This window comes from Candidatus Caldatribacterium sp. (assembly GCA_014359405.1).
GTDB classification, from domain to species: Bacteria; Atribacterota; Atribacteria; order Atribacterales; family Caldatribacteriaceae; genus Caldatribacterium; species Caldatribacterium oleiphilum.
In genome coordinates this window covers 1-3,951 of the sequence record JACIZN010000045.1, presented here as the reverse complement: position 1 = coordinate 3,951, position 3,951 = coordinate 1, and the positions used below count along the sequence as shown (strand labels likewise).

At 54.5% G+C, this 3,951-nt stretch carries 2 protein-coding genes and 2 pseudogenes (1 of these 4 only partly in view); all 4 read right to left on the bottom strand.

The genetic code is table 11. The annotated features are described in order from the left end of the window. Nucleotides 1–751 (bottom strand): annotated as a pseudogene (locus tag H5U36_04890) (potassium channel protein) (it extends 240 nt beyond the left edge of the window). Further along, nucleotides 748–2,073 carry a hypothetical protein gene (locus H5U36_04885; protein MBC7217490.1) on the bottom strand — a complete coding sequence of 442 codons (1,326 nt, stop codon included), beginning with the start codon at nucleotides 2,071–2,073 and terminating at the stop codon, nucleotides 748–750. The pseudogene H5U36_04890 and the gene H5U36_04885 overlap by 4 nt, the downstream one beginning before the upstream one ends. Before the next feature lie 212 nt (nucleotides 2,074–2,285). Next, nucleotides 2,286–2,999 (bottom strand): annotated as a pseudogene (locus tag H5U36_04880) (hypothetical protein). 79 nt (nucleotides 3,000–3,078) lie between these two features. Further along, nucleotides 3,079–3,951, bottom strand: an 873-nt coding sequence (locus tag H5U36_04875; GenBank protein MBC7217489.1) for a hypothetical protein, incomplete at its 5' end; no start/stop codon positions are given.

Sequence of the window (3,951 nt, the reverse complement as noted above, 5' to 3'; positions counted from 1 at the left end):
GAAGGAGAAGGTCGAGGAAACAGGAAGCCTGAGGCCGGAGGGCTGCTGCGGCTAAGCGAATGGCCCCGATTTTCTGGGGACAGATAACGTAGTTTGCCCCGGCGCGGCGGAGAATCTCTATGGATTCAGGAGCGATTGCTCGGGCGACAATCCGAAGGTGCGGGTTAAGGTGCCGGGCGGTAAGGGTAATGTAGACGTTCTCGGGGTCGCTTCCAACAAGGGCAAGGAGCCCTTGAGCTCGCTCGATACCCGCTTCCTTGAGAATTTCCTCTTCGGTGGCGTTGCCTTCGATGAAGAGGAGATTGGGAATGGTGAGGAGCACCCGGTCGATTTTCTCCCGATCCTTTTCAATGACCACGTACGGAACTCGGGCCCGCTCAAAGTACGCCACAACTTCGCTTCCCACCACTCCACACCCGCAGATGATGAAATGCCCCTTTATGGTTTCGAGCATGCGTTTCACCTCGCGTTTTCTCAGATATTCACCGAGTTTTCCCTCCGAAAGGAGAGCTACAAGGGAAGTCACTCCATAGGTCACAAGGAGCACTCCAGAGCCCACGATACCGATGGTGAAAACCCTTCCGGCAGTGCTCAAGGGGTGGACTTCCTGGAACCCCACGGTGGTGAGGGTAATAACCGTCATGTACAGGGCGTCAAGGAAGGACCAGCCCTCAAGGAAAACGTACCCAAGGGTTCCTCCGAAAATGAGGGCCAAAAGGAGTGCACTTACTGTGAGAATTCGGCGCATCATGGCGTGTCGAGGTCTCTCTTGAAACCCAAAGGGTCGAAGGGTTCCTCTTCCTCGAAGAGGCTTTCCGCTCGGCGGGACGCGTCAAAGCCCGAGAGATTCAAAGCAACGAAAAAACTCCCCTCAGGGTCAAGGAAGGACATTTCCACCTCCGCGCAGTCCTCGATTCTCTTGCGCAGGAAGTACCGGCGTTCCGTGAAGGACCCTTGAGCGTACACCCCTTCGACCCCAAAGGATATGTTTTCGTTTCCAAGGCCAATGCCCACCGTCCAGTCGCGAAAACCCTGCGCTCTGAGGTCGTACCGTCCCCGAATATGGAGGAAACTTCCCTCTTCTTCCCCCCAGAGGAACTCGAAGGACGCTAAGGATTCTGGCTGCAAATCGAAGAAGAAGGGTGAGTAGTCACCCTCGACGAAGCGTAGGGAGAAACGTGCCCAAAAGTTCGGCGAGAGGTCCTTTTCCCAGAACGCCTCACCCCCGAAACGCCCAAGGTACCCCCCGTCAAGCCACGTCCCCCATCCGAAGATTTTTGCTCCAAAGTTCTCTTCCTTGAAGGAGAGGGTGAGGCGGGCATCGAAGCGAGGACTGGAGAAAGTTTCAGTGGCAAAGTACCCATAACTGAAAGCTCCCGAGAGCGTAAAGGTGTCAGAGAGGCTTTCGGTGAAGGAGGCAACAATTTGGGGGGAACGAGAAAGGGTTTGGGAGTTGACGGCCTCGTTTCGGGTAGCAATGACAAGGAGGGAAAAGTCGCCTTTCTTGAGGGACGCGGCGATACCTACGGTATCGTTCCCGGAGAAACGAGTGTCCCAGAAAACCTGTCCTTTCAAGTTTTCCCCGTTGATGGTAATATCGGTTTGGAGGAGCTGTCCTCCCTGGGTTGCTATGGTATAACGGGCAAGGAAGAGAACCTCTGGGGAAAACGCATACTCGTAGCGGAATCCCGTGTACCAACCTCTTTGCCTTGAAAACCCTAAGGCAGGAAGAAAGCTCCCACCGCCTCGCCCTAAGGTTTTCGTGTACCAGGGAATCTCGAGGATCTTTCGGTCCCGGATGTAAAGGGCAAGTCCTTCAATAACTACTTTTCCCTGAGGGAAAACCGTAACTTCCTTTGCCCGGAGGCTTACAAGAGGGGGTTCTCTTCGACACCCGGTGCAGAGGACATCGTTTCCCTTCCAGGTTCCCTGAATGTACGCGAGGCGCCTCCCTCGGAAGAAGAGCTCCCCTCGCTCTCGGAGAGAGTAGAGGAGATTCGCCTTTTCTACCCATCCTTCACGCCTGGCAAAAGAGAAGTAGAGTGCTTCTCCCTCGACTCTTGCCCCTTGGATGGAGGCCACAAAGGGGGTATCGACGAAAACCTCAGAGGTAGGGATAACGAAGCGAACACGCTCTGTGGAGAGGGAGAGGTCTTCCCACTCCACCCTGACTCCCCCCGAGGCCTCGATGACCTCCTGGGCCTCATCGTAAAGAAGGGTCTCCGCTCTGATGCGAACACCTTCCGCAGCAAAGACAGAGACGCTAAAGATCAGGACAAGAGAAATCACTCCCCATGCTGCATACGCTTGAGTTCTTCGAGGCGCTCGGTGACCCTCCTTTCCTCGTCCTCAAGCCGTTTCATGTTCTCCTCAAGCTGCTTTTTCCGGTACTCTATGTCCTTCAGGCGTTCCTCAAGGCGAAGGATTTCTTCCTCAAGGAGTGGCTTCCACTCAGGTCGGGAGAAATCCGGGGGTATGTAGGGGTTATCGAAACGGAGCTCAATCTCCTGGGCAATGAGCGATGCCTCTGGGGAGAGCTGGGTGAAATGGAGGATAATGTAGCGAGTTTCCGGGGTGATGAAGGGATTCCCATCCTTGTCGAAACGGGGGAAATAGATTTTTCCAGTGAACTCCCGGAGAATCTTCTCTTCGAAGCCCTTGTCGTAATCAGCGGGGAAGAGTTTTCGTCCCCTATCGTCCACAAGGTAAGTGTTTTGGGCAAACCGCAAAGGATAGAGAGGTGCACCCTTGAGTTTTTTCAGAGTTACCTCGAAGACAAGGTAGCGACCGAGGCGTTCTCGCTGGATGAAATCCCGATGATAGGCAAGCTGCTCTTCTGCAGACAAAAGGTTTTCCTTCCCGTACTTGGCCACCCATGCCTGGGTTACTTCTTCGTTCCAGAAAAGGGCCGAAACTCTGAAGCTGTTCCGGACGGTTACCGAGCGTGTCCATCGGGCCACAGTGTCCTTGTAGATTTTGTCGTAGTCGCGGGTTTCAGCCCAGAGACTTGAAAGCCCAGAAAGGATGAAGAGTGCCACAATCCCAAAAAGAACGAATCTCTTCACGGTGCCACCCCTTTCACCATTCCTCAAAAGGTAGGATTTCTATTTCTACTTGAGGAGTCTCTGAGGGTTGGGGAGTTTCCTCGACTTCTTCAATTTCCCCGGTTTCTTCGGTTTCCCACTGGGTCTCACTCTCAGAGGGAGTCGGTTCTGGAATGGCCTCCTGGGTTTCTCCCGCTTCAGGAGGCTGTAGCCCCTCAAGAGGTCCAACCACTTCTCTCTCCTCGGCAACCTCAAGGTAGAACTCCTTTCCTTTCTCCACCCTTGCCGGTTCACCCTGGATGAAAACCCCAGCCACAGCTCCCACAGGACCAAAAATAGCCAATCCAGCAATACTTGCTCCCACAGCGTATGCCATAGCCTTGTTCTCCTGGATGGCCCGCTCGCCCATGGTGAGGGGAATCGGGGTTCCATCGACTGCCTCTACCGTTCCAAAATCGATTTCGATACGTCCGGGTCGCCCGAAGGCACCTCGGCGGCGAATTTTGGCGATTCTTCCTTCTCCTCGAGCATTTTTCGCAATGACGAGTATACCCTCCACCCGTACATCTTCCAGGACCACGTAGGGAACCGGATCTCCCTCTTCGTTCTTCTCGGAATTGAGGTCGACCTCAAGGGCTACTTTCACAAGCGTCCCTTTGGGAACCGAAACGGTGAAACCTGCCGCTTTTGTTGGGTCAACGCAGGTCCGGTACAACCTGTCCACCCGCACACCGATGGGGTCACTGCTTGGGAGGCCGAAGACGAGATTTTCCAGGTCTTCGAGTTCCGCAAGGAGGATGCCACTCTTTGGAGGTTCCGACCGGAGCGTCAGGCGGATGGCCCTCATTTTGAAGACCAGAGAGGGTTCGTCTTTCGTTCCATCGAGAATGAACGTCTTGAGCTTTCC